This is a genomic window from Nonomuraea sp. LPB2021202275-12-8, assembly GCF_037044575.1.
In the GTDB taxonomy this organism is placed as follows: domain Bacteria; phylum Actinomycetota; class Actinomycetes; order Streptosporangiales; family Streptosporangiaceae; genus Nonomuraea.
In genome coordinates, this window is record NZ_JBAHWD010000016.1 from 56,442 (window position 1) to 77,185 (window position 20,744).

Here is a 20,744-nt window from a genome sequence, read left to right on the forward strand (position 1 = left end):
CTCATGCCTTCTCGTGCCGCCCGCCGCCCACCAGGGCGGCGAACTCCTCCAGCCCGATCCGGCCGTCGCCGTCGCGGTCCGCGGACTCGATGAACGCCTCGATCTCCGCCTCGGAGGCGCCGAGCCCGCCGAGCGCCTGGTTGGCCTGCCTGATCTCGGCGGCCGTCAGCAGACCGTCACCATCGGTGTCGAATCGCTCGAACTCCGCTTTGGCCGCTTCATGTGCGTCCGTCATGAGAACCCTCCCCGTTGTGAACCAAGGCGATATCTTCGGGTCTGATCGGAACCCGAGTCAACCGCAGCCCGGTCGCCGCCCGCACCGCGGCCGCGATGGCGGGGGTGGAGGACAGCGTCGGAGGCTCGCCCGCGCCGCGCAATCCGTACGGCGCCGCCGGGTCCGGATTCTCCAGGATCTTCATCGTCATGGGCGGCATGTCGAGGATGGTGGGGATCAAGTAGTCGGTGAAGGACGGGTTCAGCACCTTGCCGTCGCGCATCTGGATCTCCTCCATCAGCGCCAGCCCCAGGCCCTGCGCCGACCCGCCGTGGATCTGCCCCTCCAGCGCCTGCGGGTTCAGGATCCGGCCCACGTCCTGCACGGCCGCCAGCTCCACCACCTTCACCAGGCCCAGCTCCACGTCCACGTCCACCACCGCCCGGTGCACGCACAGCGCGAGCTGCGTGTGCGAGTCGCCCTGCCCGGTGGCCGGATCCATCGGGTATGTGGGCCGGTGGCGGTATTCGCGGGTCTCCTCGATCGGGCCGGACTTCTCCAGCGCCTCCCGCGCCGGCAGCCCGCCGAACCGCTCCCGGACCGCCTCGCAGGCGGCCTTCACCGCACCGCCGGTGACGTACGACTGCCGCGAGGCCGACGACGAGCCCGCCGAGCCCACCGAGGTGTCGGCGGTCGCCACGGTCACGTTCTCGACGCCCAGCTCGGTGCGCGCGATCTGGGCCTGGATCGTCACCAGCCCCTGCCCCACCTCGGCGGCCGCGGTGTGCACGGTGACGTGCGGCTCGCCGCCGACCAGCTCGGCCCGCACCCGGGCCGTGGAGTAGTCGTCGAAGCCCTCGGAGAAGCAGATGTTCTTGATGCCCACGCCGTAGCCGACGCCCCGCCGGACCGACTCGCCGTGGGTGGTCTGCGACACGCCGCCCGGCAGCGCGCGCAGGTCCCGCTCGGCGGGGGCGGGCAGCGGGAACCTCTCCAGGTCGCGGAGCATGCCGGCCAGCGGCGCCGGTGAGTCGATCACCTGGCCGGTGATGAGCGAGGAGCCCTGGGAGACCGCGTTGCGCACCCGGATCTCCACCGGCGACAGGCCGCACGCCTCGGCCAGGCGGTCCATCTGGGACTCGTAGGCGTAGCAGGCCTGCACCGCGCCGAAGCCGCGCATCGCCCCGCACGGCGGGTTGTTGGTGTAGACGCCGGTCGCGTCCACCCGCACGTTCGGCACCTCGTACGGGCCCGCGCCGAGCGAGGCCGCGTTGCCGACGACCGCGGGGGAGGAGGAGCAGTAGGCGCCGCCGTCGAGCAGGATGTCGGCCTTGACGTAGACGAGCCGGCCGTCGCGGGTCGCGCCATGCTCGTACCGCATCCGGGCCGGGTGGCGGTGCACGTGGCCGAAGAACGACTCCTCACGGCCGTAGACGATCTTCACGGGCCGGTCCAGGCGCAGCGCCAGCATGCAGGCGTGGACCTGCATCGACAGGTCCTCGCGGGCGCCGAACGCGCCGCCGACCCCCGACAGGGTCAGCCGCACCTTGCCGGGCGGCAGGCCCAGGCAGGGGGCGAGCTGGTCGCGGTCCACGTGCAGCCACTGGGTGGCGATGTAGAGGTCGACGCCCCCGTCCTCGGCGGGGACCGCCAGGCCGGACTCCGGGCCGAGGAAGGCCTGGTCCTGCATGCCGACCTCGTACTCGCCGGTGACCACGACCTCGGCCTCGAAGGTGTCACCCTTGCGCACCGGCTGGTATCTGACGAAATCTAGGGCTTCGCGGGGATCCGTCACAGCGGGGCGGAGCTCGTACTCGACCACGATCGCCGACGCGGCCCTGCGCGCCGTCTCCGGGTGGTCGGCAGCCACCAGCGCCACCGGCTCTCCCTCGTAGCGCACCTGGTCGATGGCGAGCACCGGCTGGTCCTTGACGTCCAGGCCGTAGAACTTCTCGCCCGGCACGTCCTCGTGCGTCAGCACCGCGCGCACGCCGGGGATCGCCAGCGCCGGCCCCACGTCGACGGAGCGGATCCAGGCGGAGGCGTGCGGGCTGCGCAGCGTCGCGCCCCACACCATGCCCTCCAGCCACAGATCCGAGGCATAGGCGAACTCGCCCGTGACCTTCAGCACCGCGTCCGGCCGCCGCGCGCTCTCGCCGACGCCCTGGCGCGCCTGTCTCGCCGTCTCCGTCATCCTTCGAGTAGAGCACCGCCGCCTGCCGCCCGGAATGCGCGCGAAGTGAAATCGGCGTAAGCGGTTGACCGGCTGACTTGTATATTCCTCCAAGTGCGCATAAGTGACATGCTGGACATCGAGGAGCTGCATCTCAGGCTCCTCGCCGGTGACCCCGGCCGCGAGTTCGGCACCGTGCACATCACGGACCTGCCGGACCCGGGCCGCTACCTGTCGGGCGGCGAGTTCGTGCTGACCGGGCTCATGTGGCGGCACACGCCCGCCGACTCCGCCCGCTTCGTCGCCGCGCTGGTGGCGGCCGGCGTGGCCGCGCTCGGCGCCGGCCAGGCCCGGCTCGGCCACATCCCCGCCGACCTCGTGGCGGCCTGCGAGCAGGCCGGGCTTCCCCTCCTCGAAGTGCCGACAGAGGTCTCCTTCCGCACCCTCGCCGAGCTCGCCGCCCCCCGCCTGTCCGGCGACGTGCGCGACGCGCTCGGCCGCCACCGCAGGCTCGTGGCCGCCGTCGCCGAGGGCGCCGACCTGCCCGAGCTGTTCACGCTGACCGCCGCGGAGCTCGGCGTCACGGGCGCGGTGATCTCCGCCGCCGGCGAGGTGATCGTCGGCTCGCCGGCAGATCCGGTACGGCTGGCGCGTGCCTACCTGACGGCGCCCCGGCTGCCCTGCCTGGCCGCCGGGCACACCCTGTTCGGCGTCGGCGTCGGCCGCGGCCACCGGGCGGCGGGCTGGGTGCTGGCCTGCGACGGCGACCTGCTCGACCGGCCCGATCTCGGCTACGAGCTGGCGGCCTGCGTGGCGCTCGAACGCGGCCGGATGGAGGAGGGGCGGCGGGTCGAGCGACGGCTGGCCGAGCAGCTCGTGGCGGCCGCCGTCGCGGGCTCCGGCGAGGCCGAGCTGAACGCCGGGCTGCGCACCTGCGGCATCGACGTGGCAGAGCCGTACGTGATCGTCAACGCGACCGTCGCCAGGCCGGGCGCCACCCGCGGGCCCGATCCCGCGCGCCTGGGCGGGCAGGTGGTGGAGGAGCTGCTGGGCCGCGAGGTCGTCGCGGCGGCGGGGCCGGACGCGGCGGTGGCCGTCGTGCCGCTGCGCGACCGTACCGCCGCCGACGTGGCGGTCCGGCTCCGGTCGGGCGCCGAGGTGCTCTCAGCGCTGCCGGACACCCGCGTGTGCGCCGGGCTGAGCGGCGCGCTGACCGGCGCGGCCGCGCTCAAGGGCGGCATCGAGGAGGCCGGGCACGCCAGGCGGCTCGCGCAGGCCCGCTCGGGCGGGGTGGTGACCAGCGACGAGATCTACACCCACGCGCTGCTGCTGGCCACCGTGCCCGCCGACGTGCGCGCCTCGTTCGCCGGCCGCCTGCTCGCGCCGCTGCTCGACTACGACGCCAAGCACCAGTCGGAGCTGGTGCGCACCCTCGGCACGTTCCTCGACTGCGCCGGCTCCTGGAACTCCTGCGCCGAGCTGATGCACGTGCACGTCAACACGGTCCGCTACCGGATCAGGCGGGTGGAGGAGCTCACCGGCAGGGATCTGTCCACGATGGCGGACCGGGTCGACTTCTTCCTGGCGCTCAAGGCCGTCTGATCACCTGCTGATCAGACCGAGTGCACGGCGGGGATGCCGAGCGGCCCGCGTGGGAGGCGAGGATCGCCAGAACGGCCTGCTGCCGGGGCGAGCCGAGCTCGACCCGGGCTGCGTCGCGAAGGACGGATCGCCTAGCGTGAGCCGCCTATGTGTGTGATGGGGAGGCGTCCGCGGACGCGACCCCGAGAAAAAACGAGTCCGGGAGATGCCGCCCAGTGCGGTGGGTGGCGCCTCCCGGACCGTGTACGTCGTGCCCGGCTGTGCTGTGCCCTGGGGGCTAGCAGCAGGGGGTAACCTCCAATTGCATCATCAGGGGAGACGATTCGGCCACCGCGGTCGTAGCATTGCTGCCAACGGCCACAACAGCCGTAAACAGAGCAGCAAGTACGGACAGGGCAATGCGTGTGCGCATGGGGGGTTCTCCCTCGGCCTATGTGTGTTACTTGGACGTGATTATCTCAGGGAGCAGCGGCTGTGACCACATCTGACCTGGTCGGACTGCGTATCAAAACCGTGAGGCGGCAACGGGGCCTGTCGCAGGCGCAGCTCGCGCACCCAGAGTTGTCGGACAGCTACGTTTCCTTGATCGAGAGCGGCAAGCGTACCCCCACCCCTGCGGTGCTGGAGCTTCTCGCTCAGAAGCTGGACTGCTCGCTCTCCTATCTCCTCAATGGCGTAACCGCCGAGCAGATGGAAGATATCGAACTCGCCCTCGGCTACGCGAGGCTGGCCCTCGAGAACGGTGAAGTCCTCGAGGCTCGCACTCGATTCACCGAGCTCCTGGCGGACAATAACCTGACAGGTCTGACGGTCTTGCGTCAAGACACCGAATTCGGCCTGGCCCTCGCCGTCGAGGCCTGCGGTGACCTCGGCGAGGCGATCGCCATCCTCAGGCGGCTGCAGTCCGAGGAGCTCAGCCCGGAGCGCCGCGTGGCGGTCGCCATCGCCCTGTGCCGCGTCTACCGGCTGAGCGACCAGCTGAGCGAGGCCGTCAAGGTCGGCGAGGCCATCCTCGGCGGCCCGGTCCGCCCCGCCTGGTCGGACGTGCTGGTCGAGCTAGGCGCGACCCTGCTGGCGGCCTACATGCACAGCGGCGACCTGCTGCGGGCCCGCCAGTTCGCCGCGGAGCTGCTCAACGCCGCCGACATGCTCGGCACGCCGAGAGCCGCGGTCGCGGCCTACTGGAACGCCGCCATGGTCGCGGAGAGCACCGGTCACGGCGAGGAGTCGCTGAGTTTCGCCGAGCGAGCCCTGGCGATCCAGTCCGAGACCGGCCAGCCGCGCAACATCGCCCGCATCCGCATGGCGGTCGCGGGCATGATGCTGCGGATCCGGCCGAGCGCCGTGGAGGATGCCCGCCAGATGCTGCTGCGGGCGCGGGAGGAGCTGGCCCAGACCTCTGCCAGCACGCACGACCGCGCCAACTGCGAGGTGGAGCTGGCTCGCGCGGAGATCATCGCCGGACGCCACGAGGGTGCGATCGCCCACGGGCACGCCGGACAGTCGCTGCTGACCGGCAGCGCCCGGGCCCTGGAGGCCGAGGCGCACCTGCTCCTCAGCCGCGCTCACGGCGCGCGGGGCGACCGGGCCCAGGCCGAGGGCGAGCTGCACGCTGTCAAGGAGTGGCTCGACCCGCTGCCCGACTCCCGCCACGTGGCCAGCACCTGGTACGCCGCGGCGGAGACGATGGAGTTCCTCGGTGACACCGAGGGGAGCGTCGAGGTCTACCAGCGGGCCCTGGCCTGCGCGGGGCTGTAGCGGAGTCAGGACCGGGCGATGAGGTCGGTAGCCTGGGGGATGCCATGAAGAATTCCCCGCTCGCGGCCCTCACCGCGATCATCGCCGCCCTGTTCGTGCTCGTCACCGCCGCTCCCGCCCTGGCGCACGACGCGCTCAAGAGCAGTGACCCGGCCAAGGACGCCAAGGTCGAGGTCATCGACGAGGTGACGCTCGAGTTCACCAACAAGGTGCGCATGCCGTTCGTCATCGTGCGCGGCGGCGATGACACTCAGCATCAGGCCGGCAAGCCGGAGCAGGACGGCGCGGTGGTCACGCAGAAGCTGAAGGGCGAGCTGCCCGACGGCCGCTACACGATCGCCTATCGCGTCGTCTCCTCCGACGGCCACCCGATCGAGGGCGAGATCCCGTTCACCGTCGAGGGCGCCACACCCTCCCCCACGGCGAGCCCCGAGTCGAGCGCGACGGCCGCTCCCGCGACGAGCGGGCCCGCCGCGCAGGCCTCCCCGGCACAGAGTCCCGCGCAGAGCCCCGCGCAGGAGGTGGCGGCCGAGTCGGACCAGCCTGCGACGGCGTTCCCCGTCTGGCTGCTCGTCGTCGTGGGCGCGCTCGTCGGCATCGGCATCGGATTCCTCTTCAGCGCCCGTAAGAAGAAGCCGTGAGCAGGGCCGCGCGTCTCGCGCTGGCGGCGGCAGGGGCGGCGATCGCCGGCCTGGTGATCGCCATGATCGCCGGAGGCGCGGCGTTTCCACGGATCATCCTCGGGGTGCCCTCCTCGGGCGCGGTCACCCGCTGGGGGTTGCCGCTGTCCAAGCTGTCCATGGACGTGGCCGGAGTGTGCACGGTCGGCCTGCTGCTGGCCGCCGCCACCCTGCTGCCGAACGACAAGGGCCTGCTCGGCAAGAGCGCGCTCGGCTACGTCCGGGCCGCCTCGTGGGCGGCGCTGACCTGGGCCGGGGCCGCCTTCCTGACGATGGTGTTCAGCGTCTCCGACGTGTGGGCCAGGCCGGTGCCGGAGATCCTCAACCGGGACTTCCTGGTCGGCTACGCCACCCAGGAGAGCCCCGGCATCGCGCTCACCCTGGTGCTGCTGTTCGCCCTGTCGATCGCGCTGTTCTCCCGCGGCGCCATCACCGCGGGAGCCGCGGGCGCGCTGCTGGTCTTCGCGCTCGTCACGCTGCTGCCGCCCGCGCTCACCGGGCACTCAGCCTCCTCGCCCAACCACGGGCTGGCCACCACCGGCCTCGCGCTGCACCTGCTCACGCTGGCTCTGTGGGTCGGCGGGCTGGCGGTGCTGGCGCTGCACGCCGCGCTCAAGAAGCCGCAGCTCGACCTGGCCGCCAACCGGTTCTCCAGGATGGCTCTGTGGTGCTACGCCGGGGTCGGCGTGTCGGGGCTGGCGAGCGTGGTCGCCCGGCTGACCTCCGTGTCCGACCTGTGGACGTCCAGCTACGGCGTGCTGATCGTGGCCAAGATCGTCGCCTTCGTGCTGCTCGGCTACGTGGGCTGGTGGCACCGCCAGCGCACGCTCGTCGACCTCGACGGGGGCCGGCCGCGCGCGTTCGCCCGGCTGGCCGGGGGCGAGCTGCTGCTCATGCTCGCCACCGTCGGACTGGCCGTGGCGCTGGCGCGCACGCCCCCGCCGCCGGTCAGCCTGCCGCCCGGCCGCGCCTTCGACCTGCTGGGCTATCCGGTCCCGCCGCCGATCTCGGTGGCGAACATCGCCTCGCTGTGGTGGTTCGACCTGTTCTTCGCCATCGTGGCCGCCGCGCTGGCCGGCCTGTACGGCGTCGGCGTCGCCAGGCTGTTCCGGCGCGGCGACACGTGGCCGTGGGGCCGCACCGTGTCCTGGTTCATCGGCGTGGCGATCCTGGTCATCGCCACGCAGAGCGGTCTGGCGCGTTACGCCAAGGTCATGTTCGACGTGCACATGATCGAGCACATGACGCTGGCCATGATCGTGCCGATCTTCCTGGTTCTCGGCGGGCCCGTCACGCTCGCGCTGCGCGCGCTCAAGCCGGCCGCCAAGCGCGGCGACAGAGGACCGCGCGAATGGCTGACGGCGATCCTGCACAGCAGGTTCGTACGCGTCGTCGGACATCCGGGCATCGCCACCGCGATCTTCATCGCCTCCACCTACGCCCTCTACTTCACGCCGCTGTTCGAGTCCGCCATGCAGGAGCATCTCGGGCACATCTTCATGACCCTCCACTTCCTGGTCAGCGGCAGCCTGTTCTTCTGGGTGGTCATCGGCATCGACCCCGGCCCCTACCGCCTGCCGTACGTGGGCAGGCTGCTGCTGCTCTTCGTCACCATGCCGTTCCACGCCTTCTTCGGCATCGCGCTGATGATGACGGGCACCGTCATCGCCTCCGGCTGGTACGAGCAGCTCGACCGCTCCTGGGGCGGGCCGCTGCTGCAGGAGCAGCAGAACGGCGGCGCGATCGCGTGGGGCTTCGGCGAGATCCCGACCCTGATCGTGCTGCTGGCGATCGCCGCGCAGTGGTATCAGAGCGAGGAACGGACCGCCCGGCGCACCGACCGCAACGCCGACCGCGCCCCGGGCGGAGACCCCGAGCTCAACTCCTACAACGACTACCTCGCCCGGCTCAACCGCGCCGACAACAGGGCCGGCAACAGGGCCGACAGCAAGGACTGACGCCGGCGGAGGGCTAGCGACCCGGGTCTACGCCGGGTGGCCGCGGGTCCAGCACCGGCCCGCCGGGCGCAGCCCCGCGGATCGCAGAAAGCGTCTGGCGAAGACGAAGCACGCGGCGATCAGAGCCAGGCCGATGATCGTCGGTGACAGGTTGTGCAGCGTGCCGTGCAGCGTCGGCTGCGCCGGGGTGGGCACGCCGGGCGGGAATCCGGCGGCGGGTCGGTGGCGAAGACGGCGGCCCAGATGAGGCCGATCCCGTACAGGCTGATCAGGAGCGGCCCTCACGTGCGTCCGGGGCCGTCGCGCAGCAGCCGGCGCAGTCCGAGAGCGGAGGCCAGCACCAGCAGTCCGGCCAGTGCGAAGGCGGCGGTCTGGATCCAGCCGTGTTCGCCGAGCGCGAGCTGGCTGAGGGCGTGGCGTCGCGGGTCGAACCCGTCGCGGCTCCCGAACGGGGAGCCTCCTGCATTGCAAAAGAAGGCTTGAAGATAAAAATCGCTTTTGTCAATGCGGGAGGAGGTCGAAAGCGGAGAGCCCCGCCGGTGGCGCCGGCGGGGCTCTTCGTACAGGCGGGGGCTGTCAGCACCTGCCGAAGCAGACGAGGCTTCCCCATGACCGCTGCCACCAGTCATCCACCGGTTCGGTGGCCGCGTCGGTGACGTCGGTGATCGTGCTCTCACTGAGCGCGAACAGTTCGTGGGTCTGCACCGCCGTGACGTGCACGTCGGCGCCGACGCCGACGCCGACGCTGCCGGCGAGGGTCCAGACGCCCGTGGGCCGTTCCCAGTCCGAGGTGTAGCTGAAGCAGACCTCGGCGCTGGCGCTGCCGCCGGCTCCCACGCCGCCGCCGAAGCACCAGGCGTTGCCCAGCAGTTCGTCGGAGGAGTCCGCGTTGGTGGTGATGGCGCCGGCGCCGGCTCCCGCGTACGGGGTGCCGGCCCCCACCTCCAGCATGTTGAGCACGGCGTACTTCTCGCCGTCCCACACCAGGCACATGCCGTCGCCGATGGTGACCCCCCACGACGCGTGGCCTTCGCCGCAGGCGCCGGCCACGCCGATGTTGGCGAGCTCGTCGGGGTCGCTCCTGATCGCGTCGGCCTGGGCGGTGAGATCCTCGATCTCCTCCTGCGACAGCGAAGGCCCGGAGGTGATCTCGGCCCCGCCCCCCGCGACGGCGTTCCTGCACGGCACCTGCCTGTAGTGGGATCCGCCCGGCGCGCACGGGTCCTGCGGGGCGGGCGTCGTGACCGTCCAGCCCTTGCCGTTGTGATGGCAGGCGAGCTCGCCGTTGCGGCATTCGAGCGGGATGAGCCCGCTGGGGTCGGAGAACGAGGCCGGGTTGTTGAGACCGTAGGCGTAGGGGTTGACGGTCTGCGGTCTGGCGGTGTCGAACGTGGGGTCGGGGGAGAGGAACCGGCCGATCGCGGGGTCGTAGTAGCGGGCGTTGAGGTAGTTCAGGCCCGTCTGCCGGTCCTCGATCTGGCCGATCCAGCCCCGGTCGGTGCTGGTGGTCTCGCTCGTGCGGGGTTTGCCGTACGGCTGGTAGGAGCGGGTGCGGGCGGGGACGGTGGCGCCCGTGGGGACGGTGAGCTGCACCGAGCCCTGGTTGTCGGTGGCCAGGTACTCCACCCCGGCGCTGGTGCGGACGGCGACGGGGGTGCCGTCGAAGCCGTAGGTGCGCACGGCCGTGGCCCCGGTGATCTCATGGCCGTCGATGTAGAGCGTGGTGCCGGTGGCGGTCTTGCGGATCAGGCGGTTGCCGTCGGCGTCGTAGACGAAGGTGGTGCCGCCGACGGCGGCGAGATGACGTTCGGGGCTCCAGGTGAACTTGTCGGTCCGGCCGTCCACGGTACGGCTGGCCTGGTCGCCGTTGGCGTTCCAGGCGTAGGTGGCCGCGCCGACGGCGGTGGGCGCGTGCGGCCGGGGGCTGCCGGGACTGGGATAGGTGTAGTCGACGGCGCTGCCGCTCTCGACGCGCCGGGTCAGGTTGCCGTCCACGCTGTAGCTGTAGGCGTGGTCGTAGGGCTGGGGGCCGGTGCCCGGCGTGCCGCCGGCGCAGGCTCCCGTGGTGGTGAAGGCGCGCGTCAGGCGTTGCAGGTCGTCGTGGTCGAAGCACTCGCGCCACGTCTGGCCGTTCAAGGTGGTGGCGCGGTCCTCGACGTTGCCGAACGTGACGTCGTAGCCGAACTGGAGATGCTGGAGCACGGTGGATCCGCCGCCTGCCTTGAGCGCGGAGACCCGCTGGTCGGCGTCGTACTCCAGGACCCGGCTGAAGGGCGTCCCGCGCGAGCCCGACATGCGCCACACCGGGCGGGCGCGGTCGTCGTAGAGGGCGCTCCAGACGTACTCGGCGGCGCCGGTCATCGTCGCGGGCAGACCGGCGGCGTCGTAGGCGGTGGTCACGGTCTCGGCGGGCAGGCCGCCGACGGCCGGGTAGGTGACCCGGGTCAGGTGGTCGGCCGCGTCGTAGCCGTAGCCGATGGTGTGGTCGGCGCCCGGCACGATCCACCGCTTGCCGGTGGGGCGGGCGCGGTCGTCGTAGCCGGTGACGTCCACGACGTAGGTGCCGGTGGCGTCGAAGCGGGTTGACTTGTCCAGCAGGCCCCGCTCATTCGGCGCGTCGTAGGCCCAGCTCGCCAGCAGGGTGCCCGTGGCCGAGTTCGCGCGCCGTTCGGTCCTGCGGTTGAGCGCGTCGTACAGCGTGTGGACCTGGACGCCGTCGGCGCCGGTGACCCGGGTCTGGTTGCCCGCGGCGTCGTAGGCGTACGTCCACCCGCCCAGGTCCGGGTCGGACAGCGCGACCTTCCTGCCGCCCACGTCGTAGGTGTTGGTGATGGTGTTGCCCGCGGGATCCCTGACGCTGAGGAGCCGGTCGGCCTTGTCGTAGCCGTACGCCGTGGCGGACCACGTGCTCGCCCGGAGCTCCTCCACTCTGATGGTGCGGTCGTAGGCGTCGGTGACGGTGCGGACCACGCCGCCGGGGGCGGGGTCGGGGGTCTGCGTGGTCGTGTCGTGGGTGTAGGCGGTGGCGACCGCGCGCCGGTACACGCCGCCCGACCAGGTGATCTGCCAGAAGGGCCGGCTTAGCTCGTCGTAGGCGGTGCTGGTCTCGTTCGCCCAGCCTCCGGCGGGGGTGGGCAGCAGGCCCTCGCCCGCCGCGCCGGTCAGCGCCTGCGGCAGCGTCGCGGCGGCGGTCTGGCCGCGGGCGTCGTAGCGGGTGTCGGAGACGATGACCTTGCCCGCCGCCGGCGACAGCTTGTGGGTCTGGCGGGCGCGCAGCCAGGTGTCGTGGACCACCCAGGCGTCCACGTACCGGGTGGTGTCCAGGAGCTTGCGGGTCCGGACCACGGGCGGCTCGGTCTTGTCCGGGTCGATGGCGTAGCCGAACTCGTAGGAGGCCGCCGTCGTGGCCCGGTAGACCTTCGTCGTACGGCCGAGCGCGTCGTAGACCAGCTTGGTCTGCTTGCCCCGGGCGTCGGTCTCCACGGCCGGCGACTGGCGCGGCCGGAACCAGGTGGTGGTGTTCGTGTGCCCGAGATGGTTGGTGACCTTGGTGCTGCCCGGATAGCGGACGTCGGGGGTGTGCACGGTCGTGGTGACGTGCCCGTTGGCGTCGGTCTTCTTCAGCGGACGGCCCAGCGCGTCATAGGCGGTGGTGGTCGTGGCCCAGGTGGGGGCGGCGGTGAGCTTGACCCGTGAGGTGGTGGCGTCGCCCTTGGTGGGCGCGGCGCCGACCGCGGCGCCGTCGTAGGCGTACTCCTCCCGCGTGACCTCGGGCCCGTCGCAGGCTGCCGTGCCGTAGCGGGTGATGGAGGAGGGCAGGTCGAGCAGCCATCGGTCGGTGTTGACCACGGGGGCCGTCACCGTGCACCGCTCGTCGCCCGCGACGTGGGTCCAGCCGTGCTCGATGAGCCGGTCGGGCGTGCCGAGCAGCGCGTTGTACACGGTCTGGGTACGGCGCCGCACGTAGTCGCCGCCGGCCGGGTTGCGGCGGCGTTCGACCTTGTCGTTCGGCGCGGTGAACCAGGCGTCGTCCAGCGAGTCGGGGCCGGGCGCGTCCACGGTGCGGTGCGTGTGATAGCCGTTGACCACCCCGGTCTCGACGGTTCCGTCGCCGCGCAGCGACTGCTGCTCCAGGACCATCCCGGCCAGCCGGTTCTCGTCGCCGACGTCGACCACGGTGCCGTCCAGGCTGGAGACCCTGACCACGCGCGACCCGGGGCCGGGGAACGGGTCCCCTACCAGCCGGTCGGCGTTCATGCCGCGGAACAACCGGTACCGCGTGCGGCTGGCACCCTGGGTGACCAGGGCGTCGGCATATCCGCGCCACTCCGACCAGGACTGGTTGGCGTTGTCGGCGAACTCGTCGCGGTCGTGGTGCCAGGCGCCGTTGGGCAGCCCGGCCTGAACCTGGTCGCCGTAGCGGTAGCCGGTGATCATGGGTGGGCTGCCGCCGAGCGTGTCGCGCTGCTCGACCTGGGTCACCACGTACTTGTGGAAGACGGCGAAGCCCGGTGTGCCGCCCTCGGGGGAGTGCCAGTGCGGGAAGCAGTTTCGGGTGTTGAGGTGCCAGTTGGGGGGAGCGGGCAGCGGACTCGCGCAGGGATGCGGCTGGCCGTAGGTGGCGATCACCTGGCCGCCGTACTCGTTGGTCACGACGCCCACCCGGTAGTGCGGCATCGCCGACAGGCCGCCGCCGGTGTCGATCCTGTTGTTGAGCAGCACCGGCCAGAAGGTGACGGCGGGGAGCGTGATCGGGGTGCTCGCGGTCTTGCCCGTGCGCTGGATTCCGGTCAGGTACAGCTTCTGGTCGCCGGTCCTGTTCGCGTCGGGGTCGGGGAACGCGTGCGACAGCGCGATCTTGTCGACCGCCACCAGCTCCTTGTCCTCGACGAACGTCCGCACGGCGGTGTACCGCAGCGAGGTGAAGAACGTGGGCGAGTGCTGCGAGCAGACGGCCGTGAAGCACATCAGGTCCACGGGGGTGTCGGGGAAGGAGCCGGCCGTCTCGGCGGTGGGCTCCGCGCACTCCGTCAGGCTCGCGCAGCGGTGGTCGACGTCGAACTCGACGGTCGCGGCGGGGGCGGTCTCCACGCGGCGCTTGCCGTACTTGATGACCTTGAGGACGCCGCCGCGGACGTACTCGACGTGCTCGAAGCCGGGCCAGCCGTTCAGGGACGCGTAGTGGTTGATCTCCTTGGTGTACTCGTACTGCTGGACGTTGTCGTGGGGGTCGATGACCAGGTCCAGGTTCCAGCGCCAGGCTTGCGGGCAGGCGGGCAGCGGGGTCTGGGCGGCGCAGGGCTCGCCCGGATCGTCGCCGAAGACCGGGACCGTCCAGGCCGAGTGGGTCGGGTGGTCCACGTCGGGGTTGACGCCGCGGCCGAAGAAGAACTGGGTGCCGTCGGTGGTGGTGACCTTCCAGTGCTCGCCGTCGTTGTCGCCGTTGGGCGCGCCGGTCAGCAGCTCGATCTTCCACCGGGGGTCGTCCTTGAGCCGCCACTGCTTGGGGGCGGTGCCCGGGACGGGCACGAGCTCACCGGCGCGGCCGTTCAGTGACAGGGTGGCGTTGTCGGACTTCCAGCACAGGTCGGCGTAGCTCTGCCCGTCGGAGCGGCAGGAGTTGTAGCGGCGTTCGACGAACGCGTCGGCGAAGTCGTTCCAGCCCAGGCCCACCGGCCCGCTCTGGGTGTTACGTCCCGACACCATGCCGTCCACCGAGCCGGAGGAGTAGCTCAGGCTCACCGACGGGGTGGGGCCTGCGGGCGCCTTCGCCAGCGGCACGTCGTAGCTGTAGGAGAAGTCGCCCGAGCCGGTGCTGACCTGCCAGTCGCCTGACAGCTCCAGCGGGGTGGCCTTGAACGACCCCTCCTCGCCCTCCGGGCCGGCCGTCACGGCCAGCAGCTGGTCGGCCGGCACGTCGGCCACCAGCCGGGAGGCGCCGCGCTCGTTGCGGTGCGTCACCGCGGTGCCGCCCGCCGGGCAGTCCCGCGCGGCGGCCGGCCGCGCTGCCGCTGCCGCGCAGGCGGGTAGCGCGACCAGCCGCGCCCTGTCGGCGTACCCGGCGCCGAACCGCTCGGCGAACCCCGAGTAGTCGACCGAGACCCGCACCTTGCCCTGCCCGGTCAGCTTGAAGGCGAAGCCGGACACTCCGGCGCGGGCGGCCACGTCACCGCCCAGGACCTCGACGCGCACGGTCCGCCCGGCCGCGCTCTCGTCGGCGGCGGCGAGCTGGACGGGCCCCGCCTGCCGGGCCAGGCCGCGCGCTCCCAGGGTCACCTCGGTGACCTCCGGTTCGGGCAGGCGGGTGGCGGTGGCGGCGGGGGCGGGATCGCTCCGCTTGACCGGGGCGGACCTGACCGGAGCGACCGGCGGGGACTCCGGCGGGCGCCCGCTCCTTTCCAGCGCGGTCCTCCAGTCGAGGGGATCCCCGGGCACCGCGGCGGCGGGCTGGGCGACGAGCACCGGCCCCGCCATCGCGACGACCACGGCGGCCAGCAGCCGGAGCATGAGACGTGTGCTGTCGAACGGAATCCTTCGGGGGGTGGCACGACGCATTATGCCTCGCAGACGGAGAGGGTGCGAAGGAAGCCTCAGTATCGCGACCGCCGTCATAATTCCGTCATAACTCTGTTTAGCGCCCTATTTTGATATTCGTCAGCACGTATTACTCGCCGTCAAAGTCTTACTTGCAGTTGAAGAGCCTGCTAGCGTTCACGACTTAGACGTTGATCCCAACACCGACGCCTCTTCGATCAGGCATGGGGAGCGGTCTTGGACGCGGGCGGTTGGCCGCTGAACTCCTTGGGGGCCGGGGCGGAGGCTCAGTAGTCATGCCAGAAGGACGTGTTGCAGACCTCTGAGGTTTTCCCACCGGTAAGCGTCGGGGAGCCGCTTGGTGGGACATAAGCGGTCGCCGCGGCTACCTTGCCCGTCATGGCTGCGGGCACCTGTGGAGCGCCATCGGCCGCTTCGGCGCTTTCGGCGAGACCCTGGCCGGCTGGCTCGACCTCGGCGCCACCTCGGCTGCGCTGACGACCGGCGCCCTCACCGGAGGGGAGGCCGCCCGGCTGGCCGTGTCGGCGTTCTTCTGATCGTCGCGCCGATGACGGCCGGCGTCGTGCGGGTGGTCCGCAAGGAGGTGGCCTGAGGGCGCCCCCGCCCGTAGCCGTACGGGCAGGGCATCCTGTCTTCGACCTACATGCTTCTGGAACGCCAGGTAGCCTTTCAACAGGGGGAAAGCCGGCGTGGCCTGCCGTCCATCTGGTGGGGGTATGCGCCGAATGATGCTGCCGGCCGTGGAGACCGGCGCCTGCTCGGGCCTCAGGAAGGCGGAGTTCGGTTGACGGAAGAGACGCGCATGCGCGGGGGGGAAAGCCTGGCCGAGGCGCTCGAGGCATGTCTGGCCGACTGGTCGCAGCGGACCGGGATCAACGTCGAGGTCTGGGCGCTGCCTGCCACCGATGTGCCGTCGCGCATCGCGCAGGGAGTGCTCGCCGCGATGAAGGAGGCCCTGGCCAACGTCGAGACGCACAGCGGCGCCGACACGGTGTCGATCGCCGTGACGGTCGGCAAGGGCGGCCTGCGCATGACGGTCAGTGATCACGGACAGGGGTTCGCCACCGCGAAGTCGGGCCGGGGAATGGCTCGCATGCGGGCGGCGTTCGCCGAGATCGGCGGCACCCTGTCGGTCAACAGCGTGCGAGACGAGGGCACCACCGTGACGGGTGTGGTGCCTAGGCGAGGGTGAGGATCTCGCTGCCCGACTCCGTCACCACGATCGTGTGCTCGAACTGGGCCGTGCGCTTGCGGTCCTTGGTGACGGCGGTCCACTTGTCCGGCCAGATGTCGTAGTCGATCGTGCCCAGCGTCAGCATGGGCTCGATCGTGAACGTCATGCCGGGCACCAGCTCCACCAGCAGCGTGGGGTCGTCGTAGTGCGGCACCATCAGGCCGGAGTGGAAGCTCGTGCCGATGCCGTGGCCGGTGAAGTCGCGCACCACGCCGTAGCCGAACCTCTTGGCGTACGCCTCGATGACCCGGCCCACCACGTTGAGCTGGCGGCCGGGGGCCACCGCCTTGATGGCCCGCATCATCGCCTCGCGGGTGCGCTCCACCAGCTGCCGCGACTCCTCGTCGACCTCTCCCACGAGGAAGGTGGCGTCGGTGTCGCCGTGGACGCCGCCGATGTAGGCGGTGATGTCCACGTTGACGATGTCGCCCTCGCGCAGCACGGTGTCGTCGGGGATGCCGTGGCAGATCACCTCGTTGATCGAGGTGCACAGCGATTTGGGATAGCCCTTGTAGCCCAGGGTGCTCGGGTAGGCGCCGTGGTCGATGAGGAACTCGTGGCCGATCCGGTCCAGCTCGTCGGTCGTCACGCCGGGGCGCACGTGCCGGCCGACCTCTTCGAGCGCCTGGGCGGCGATCCGGCCCGCCACCCGCATCCGCCCGATGGTCTCGGGGGTCTTGACGTCGGACTCGCCGATCTTGGGGCGCTTCTTGCCGACGTACTCCGGCCGCTCGATCTGGGCGGGAACCTTTCGCATGGGCGAAATTCGGCCGGGCTGGAGCAGTGTCGTCATGAAACACGAGTCTACGGGGCAGAATCGGTCACGTGAGCGATGGCCAGTGGTGGTTCTGCCTCAAGCACATGCGCGTCGAGCCCGACCAGGGCTGCCCCAACAAGGACCGGATGGGCCCCTATCCGAGCGAGCAGGAAGCGGCGGGCGCCTTGCAGCGCGCGGCCGACCGTAACAAGGCTTGGGACGAGGCCGACCAGGACGACGACTAGCACCTTGATGAGGTGATTTGACCACTCGTGTGGTAAACCTCCGTGACCACAATTGTCACGGAGGTTCGTATGCGTATCTTGGCCATCGCCGGTTTCACCGTCCTGGTGTTCGGGTTAGGCGCGCCTGCGGGTCTCGCGGCGGTTGAGCCCGAAGGGCCGATCTCCCATGACGCCCCGAGGACGTTCGCCGCCACCACCGGCTATTGGACCCCCGAGCGCATGCGCGCCGCCCGGCCGCTGGCCGCGTCCGGGCCGGCTGTGGTGACCTCCAAGAGCGTCGTGCCGAAGGCGGCCGCGGAGCAGGTCGACGTGCCCCCCACCGTCCGGACGCAGAACAACCGCTGGGTCGCCCCCTATCCCGCCTCGGCCGCCGAACAGCAGACGTGGAAACTCGGCGGGCTGATCGCCAAGACGGCCGGAAAGGTCTTCGGCACGGGCGGTGGCGGCACCGACTTCGTGGCCTCCGGCAACGTGGTGAACAGCGCTGACGGCGACGTGGTCGTCACGGTGGCGCACGCCTTCATGGACGAGCAGGGCCGGTGGAGCAAGAACCTGGTCTTCGTGCCGGCCTACAAGGACGGCGCCGCGCCCTACGGCAAGTTCGCGGCGCGGACCATGTTCATGTGGTCGGGCTACTACAAGGACTCGCTCCGCCACCCCCCGCTTGACTTCGGCATGCTCGTGGTCAACCCGGTGAAGGGCAAGACCATCCTGCAGACCGTGGGCGGGCAGGGGATCAGGTTCAACGCGACCGCCGGCACGTCCAACCTGCTGCTCGGCTACCCGAGCAACGGCAACGGCGGCCGGACCCTGCAGTTCTGCAGCGGCGCCTCTGTGACCCCGAAGTACGACATGAAGCACGCGATGCTCTGCGACATGGGCGGCGGCTCCAGCGGCGGGCCGTGGTTCCAGGGGTTCAACAGGTTCAACGGGACCGGCTACCAGGTCTCCGCGCACGCCCTGCGCAACACCACCACCAGCTACGGCGCATTCTTCGGCCCTGAGGCGCTGAAGACGTACCAGGCGGCCGAAGCGGCCTGATCAGGGCAGCACGGCGTAGGCCCGCACCGGGAAGGTGCCCATGCCCACGATCATCGGCGGGGCGGCGTGGAACCGGAACCCCTCGTCGGGCAGCCCGGCCAGGCCGGTCAGATGCTCCACCAGCGGGATGCCGGCCTTGAGGAGCATGGTGTGGGCGGGGCGTTCGCCGCGCGGAGGGGTGTCGTCGATGTTGAGCGAGTCGATCCCGACCAGCGCGGCGCCCTGCTCGGCCAGCCACGCCGCCGACTCCGGCGCGAGGTAGGGGTGCGGGCCGAAGTAGCGCTCGGTGCCGAAGTGACGGTCCCAGCCGGTGTGGATGAGCACGGCGCGGCCGCGTACGTCGGCGCCGGTGCCGATCCGCACCTCCCGCTCGGCCTGCCCGGCCCGCACCACCAGGCCGGGCAGGTCGGCGAGCCTGCTCACCGGCACCTGCGAGAGGTCGGGGCCGTCGGCGTAGCGGTGGTGGGGGGTGTCGAGGTAGGTGCCGGTGTTGGCGGCCAGCGTGATCATGCCGATGTGGAACTCGGTGCCGGGCGCGTACACCTCGCGCGAGGCCTCGCGGCTGAGATGCACGCCGAGCAGCGGGGCGGGGACGCCCGGATAGGTGATCATGCCCTCGACGATGGGGTGGCTGAGTTCGACGATCACTGGAGCACCTTCAATCGCAGGAGTTTGACCAGGGCCATCACGCCGATCGCGGCCCACACGAGGTTCAGGCCCGCCGACGGCCAGGCGTCGTTGTAGGCGCTGTTGACCATCAGGCTGACCGAGCCGACGAGGTTGATGAGCTGGTAGGCCAGGCCGTCACCGGACATCCGGGACGTCGAGACCATGCCGTACCCGGCCACCAAAAGGGCGGCGCCGATCCAGCCGAGAGCGGCGATGACGAGATCCATGACCGCCATTGTCCGGATGCATCGGTCTGAAGCGCAATTAAAGAGTGCTAAAGGTCGGCGTAAGCTCCACTGCATGGATATCGACCCTCGCCGGTTACGCGTCCTTCACGAGGTCTCGCGCCGTGGCGGCGTCATGCGGGCGGCCGAAGCCCTCTACCTCACCCCCTCGGCGGTCTCGCAGCAGCTCGCCCAGCTCGAACGCGAGGTCGGGCTGGCGCTCATCGACCGCTCCCAGCGCCGCGTCTCGCTCACTCCGGCGGGCCGCGTCCTGGCCGGTTACGCCGAGCGCGTCGAGGACGAGCTGGCCGAAGCCAGGCGCGAGCTCACCCGCTTCACCGAGCGGCTGGCCGGCCCGGTGCGCATCGCCGCGTTCCCGACGGTGATCCAGCACATCCTGGTCCCCGCCATCCGGGATCTCGCCGCCCGCCACCCCAAGATCGTCCCTGCCATCCACGAGGTGTACGGCCAGCCCGCCCTGCAGGAGCTCAGGCATGGCGCCGTCGACGTCCTGATCACCGAGCAGGACATGAGCCTGCCCGTGCTCGCCCAGCCCTCGCTGGCCACCCGCGCCCTCTACGTGGACGAGTACCGCATCGTGGTGCCGCCCGCCTGGCCGGAGCCGCCCAGGCGGGTCGCCGACCTGGCCGGCGTGCCGTGGGTGGCGAGCGAGCCCGACCAGGCCTGTGGCCAGGCTCTGGACCGGCTCGCCGGGCTGCACGGCTTCGAACCGCGCAAGGTCCACGTGATCACCGAGTTCGGCCCCACGCTGGCGCTGGTCGCGGCCGGGCACGGGGTGGCGATCGTGCCGACGCTGGCCCTGCTGGACGTGCCCGAGGGCGAGGTGCGGGTCAGCGACATCGGCGACGTGGGCTCGCGCCGCATCGACGCGGTCACGCGCGTGAGCCGTACGAGATCGGGGGAGCCGGACCCGGTGCAGGCGGTCGTCATCGGGGCGATCGAGGCCGTCACCGCCTCGCTGGCCGGCACCCTCAGCGGCCACCTGCGCACGGCCGAGCCGCAGGAGAGCGGGACTATTCCGGCACCCGGGGGCCACTGAGGCGGTCGAGCAGGCGGGCCAGCCGCTCGCGCAGGCCGGGGCGCTCGGGTATCTCGCCGGCGGCCGCGCTGACCAGGTGCTGGGCACCGTCGAAGTTGATCGGGCCGTGCTGCGGGATGGCGATGGCGTCGTGCGCCAGGCCCGACAGTTCGCGGTCGCCGCCCTCCAGAGCCAGGATGGTGGCGCCGGTGCGGCGGGCGTCGTCGACGCGTTCGAGGAGCGGGACCGGTGCCTGCCGCTCGGCCACCACGAACAGCGTCTCGCCCCGCGAGGCCCGCTGGATGCGGTCGAGGCCGACGGACAGGTGGGCGGGGGCGCCGGCGGGCGGAGTCCAGCGCACCAGGGTGGGCGCGAGCTGGGCCAGACCGGACAGGCGGGCCTCGTCGGCGAGGTGGGCGGTCAGGTGCCAGGGCTCGTCCTCCGGGGTGCCGACCAGCAGCAGGCCACCGGGGGAGCGGGTGGTCCGCAGGGCGTAGCCGAGCTCGCGGGTGCGTTCGACCCAGCCCGTCTCGGCCAGGATGTCACGCAGGAGGTCCACCGATCCTGAGTCCATGAAGCCATGGTGCACGACATG

General features: G+C 71.4%; 17 protein-coding genes. 8 read left to right on the forward strand and 9 right to left on the reverse strand.

Going from position 1 to position 20,744, the window contains the following annotated elements; genetic code table 11:
• Position 1 precedes the first annotated feature (1 nt).
• Together V5E28_RS26950 and V5E28_RS26955 are read right to left on the reverse strand one after the other, a co-directional pair.
• Positions 2-235, reverse strand: a complete 234-nt coding sequence (locus tag V5E28_RS26950) for an EF-hand domain-containing protein (protein WP_336210386.1) — start codon at positions 233-235, stop codon at positions 2-4.
• Entirely contained in the window at positions 219-2,408 is a 2,190-nt protein-coding gene (locus V5E28_RS26955; protein WP_336210387.1) for a xanthine dehydrogenase family protein molybdopterin-binding subunit, read from the reverse strand. Before V5E28_RS26955 ends, V5E28_RS26950 begins: the two co-directional genes overlap by 17 nt.
• A 93-nt stretch (positions 2,409-2,501) precedes the next feature.
• Here V5E28_RS26955 and V5E28_RS26960 point away from each other — a divergent pair, with 93 nt between their 5' ends.
• The 4 genes from V5E28_RS26960 to V5E28_RS26975 all read left to right on the forward strand — a co-directional run bounded on the left by V5E28_RS26960 (position 2,502) and on the right by V5E28_RS26975 (position 8,385).
• Entirely contained in the window at positions 2,502-3,989 is a 1,488-nt protein-coding gene (locus V5E28_RS26960) for a PucR family transcriptional regulator (protein WP_336210389.1), read from the forward strand.
• 474 nt (positions 3,990-4,463) lie between these two features.
• A complete protein-coding gene (locus tag V5E28_RS26965; protein ID WP_336210391.1) occupies positions 4,464-5,747 on the forward strand; it encodes a helix-turn-helix transcriptional regulator in 1,284 nt (427 codons plus the stop codon).
• A 44-nt stretch (positions 5,748-5,791) separates the two neighbouring features.
• Positions 5,792-6,388: a copper resistance CopC family protein gene (locus V5E28_RS26970; protein ID WP_336210393.1), complete on the forward strand. Its 597-nt coding sequence runs from the start codon at positions 5,792-5,794 to the stop codon at positions 6,386-6,388.
• Complete coding sequence (locus tag V5E28_RS26975) at positions 6,385-8,385, forward strand: cytochrome c oxidase assembly protein (RefSeq protein WP_336210395.1); 2,001 nt, start codon at positions 6,385-6,387, stop codon at positions 8,383-8,385. The genes V5E28_RS26970 and V5E28_RS26975 overlap by 4 nt, the downstream gene beginning before the upstream one ends.
• Positions 8,386-8,412: 27 nt before the next feature.
• On the opposite strand, the gene V5E28_RS26980 is transcribed toward V5E28_RS26975, so the two are convergent.
• The 3 genes from V5E28_RS26980 to V5E28_RS26985 form a co-directional block, all read right to left on the reverse strand.
• On the reverse strand, positions 8,413-8,580 hold the full coding sequence (locus V5E28_RS26980) for a hypothetical protein (protein ID WP_336210397.1): 168 nt from the start codon (positions 8,578-8,580) through the stop codon (positions 8,413-8,415).
• 86 nt (positions 8,581-8,666) lie between these two features.
• Positions 8,667-9,014, reverse strand: coding sequence for a DUF998 domain-containing protein (locus V5E28_RS49635; RefSeq protein WP_442945873.1), 348 nt, complete (start codon positions 9,012-9,014; stop codon positions 8,667-8,669).
• On the reverse strand, positions 8,962-14,892 hold the full coding sequence (locus V5E28_RS26985) for an RHS repeat domain-containing protein (RefSeq protein WP_336210399.1): 5,931 nt from the start codon (positions 14,890-14,892) through the stop codon (positions 8,962-8,964). The genes V5E28_RS49635 and V5E28_RS26985 overlap by 53 nt, the downstream gene beginning before the upstream one ends.
• Positions 14,893-15,742: 850 nt before the next feature.
• Between V5E28_RS26985 and V5E28_RS26990 the strand changes: the two genes are divergently transcribed.
• Positions 15,743-16,132 carry a sensor histidine kinase gene (locus tag V5E28_RS26990; RefSeq protein ID WP_336210402.1) on the forward strand — a complete coding sequence of 130 codons (390 nt, stop codon included), beginning with the start codon at positions 15,743-15,745 and terminating at the stop codon, positions 16,130-16,132.
• Here V5E28_RS26990 and map read toward each other — a convergent pair.
• Positions 16,119-16,967 (reverse strand): type I methionyl aminopeptidase, encoded by an 849-nt coding sequence (gene map / locus V5E28_RS26995; protein ID WP_336210404.1) that lies wholly within the window; start codon positions 16,965-16,967, stop codon positions 16,119-16,121. The genes V5E28_RS26990 and map overlap by 14 nt on opposite strands.
• 32 nt (positions 16,968-16,999) lie before the next feature.
• On the opposite strand from map, the gene V5E28_RS27000 reads away from it, so the two are divergent.
• The gene (locus V5E28_RS27000; protein ID WP_336210406.1) at positions 17,000-17,176 is read left to right on the forward strand and encodes a hypothetical protein; all 177 of its coding nucleotides are present in this window, start codon (positions 17,000-17,002) and stop codon (positions 17,174-17,176) included.
• A 69-nt stretch (positions 17,177-17,245) separates the two neighbouring features.
• Positions 17,246-18,217 (forward strand): trypsin-like serine peptidase, encoded by a 972-nt coding sequence (locus V5E28_RS27005; protein WP_336210408.1) that lies wholly within the window; start codon positions 17,246-17,248, stop codon positions 18,215-18,217.
• On the opposite strand, the gene V5E28_RS27010 is transcribed toward V5E28_RS27005, so the two are convergent.
• Both V5E28_RS27010 and V5E28_RS27015 read right to left on the reverse strand, forming a co-directional pair.
• A complete protein-coding gene (locus tag V5E28_RS27010) occupies positions 18,218-18,865 on the reverse strand; it encodes a cyclase family protein (protein ID WP_336210410.1) in 648 nt (215 codons plus the stop codon).
• Positions 18,862-19,113, reverse strand: coding sequence for a CBU_0592 family membrane protein (locus tag V5E28_RS27015; protein ID WP_336210411.1), 252 nt, complete (start codon positions 19,111-19,113; stop codon positions 18,862-18,864). Before V5E28_RS27015 ends, V5E28_RS27010 begins: the two co-directional genes overlap by 4 nt.
• 73 nt (positions 19,114-19,186) lie before the next feature.
• Between V5E28_RS27015 and V5E28_RS27020 the strand changes: the two genes are divergently transcribed.
• The gene (locus V5E28_RS27020) at positions 19,187-20,170 is read left to right on the forward strand and encodes a LysR family transcriptional regulator (protein WP_336210413.1); all 984 of its coding nucleotides are present in this window, start codon (positions 19,187-19,189) and stop codon (positions 20,168-20,170) included.
• Here the strand turns inward: V5E28_RS27020 and V5E28_RS27025 are convergent.
• On the reverse strand, positions 20,145-20,723 hold the full coding sequence (locus tag V5E28_RS27025; RefSeq protein ID WP_336210415.1) for a hypothetical protein: 579 nt from the start codon (positions 20,721-20,723) through the stop codon (positions 20,145-20,147). The genes V5E28_RS27020 and V5E28_RS27025 overlap by 26 nt on opposite strands.
• Between the last annotated feature and the right edge of the window lie 21 nt (positions 20,724-20,744).